This is a genomic window from Psychrobacter sp. ANT_H3, assembly GCF_027919975.1.
Classification (GTDB): Bacteria; Pseudomonadota; Gammaproteobacteria; order Pseudomonadales; family Moraxellaceae; genus Psychrobacter; species Psychrobacter maritimus.
Window position 1 is genome coordinate 1 of the sequence record NZ_JAQISM010000065.1, and the last position, 304, is coordinate 304.

Annotated in this window: 1 protein-coding gene; it reads right to left on the reverse strand. The window is 51.0% G+C overall.

Features of this window, described 5'->3' with window-relative positions:
• Positions 1–286, reverse strand: a 286-nt coding sequence (locus PG901_RS13630) for a GTP-binding protein (RefSeq protein ID WP_271134707.1), incomplete at its 3' end; no start/stop codon positions are given.
• Positions 287–304: the final 18 nt, after the last annotated feature.

Below are 304 nucleotides of genomic sequence, written 5' to 3' on the forward strand. Positions count from 1 at the left end.
CACCGGTGATCATGTTTTTAACATAATCGGCGTGACCTGGGCAATCGACGTGTGCGTAGTGACGTGATGGGGTGTCATATTCTACGTGTGAGGTGTTGATGGTGATGCCACGTGCTTTTTCTTCTGGTGCTGAGTCAATAGACGCGTAGTCTTTGGCTTCGCCACCAGAGGTGATTGCTGCTACGGTTGCGATAGCGGCGGTTAGGGTTGTTTTACCGTGGTCAACGTGTCCGATGGTACCGACGTTGACGTGTGGCTTGCTGCGTTCAAACTTGGCCTTTGCCATGGGTATTTCCTCTTTTTT